The organism is Halomonas sp. ND22Bw (assembly GCF_003011945.1).
Lineage (GTDB): Bacteria > Pseudomonadota > Gammaproteobacteria > Pseudomonadales > Halomonadaceae > Halomonas > Halomonas halophila.
Window position 1 is genome coordinate 1 of record NZ_PXWD01000827.1, and the last position, 274, is coordinate 274.

Genomic DNA, 274 nt, shown 5'->3' on the forward strand with positions numbered 1-274 from the left:
TCGAAGGCAGACTCCTAAGAGAGTGGAGTATATAGTAGCAGACGGACGATCGATGTGTGGCAGAATCTGCACAGCTTCCTTCAGACGATTTTGTTCACATAATATACTTATTGCTTCTTTGAACTGTTTGTCTCTACATAAACGTTTTACGAGTCCATCGTCTTTATTTGGTTTAAAGAAAGTCTTCTTCGCAAAACGTGCTTCTCTTGAACTACTTTTGATAGAAGAAGCGGAGGAGAGAGAAGATATAGATCTGTGGGGTTTGAAAGCAGAG

Annotated in this window: 1 protein-coding gene; it reads right to left on the minus strand. The window is 40.5% G+C overall.

Features of this window, described 5'->3' with window-relative positions; translation table 11 throughout:
* The coding region (locus CVH10_RS26835; RefSeq protein ID WP_219924904.1) for a hypothetical protein at positions 1–274 on the minus strand (274 nt) is incomplete at both ends.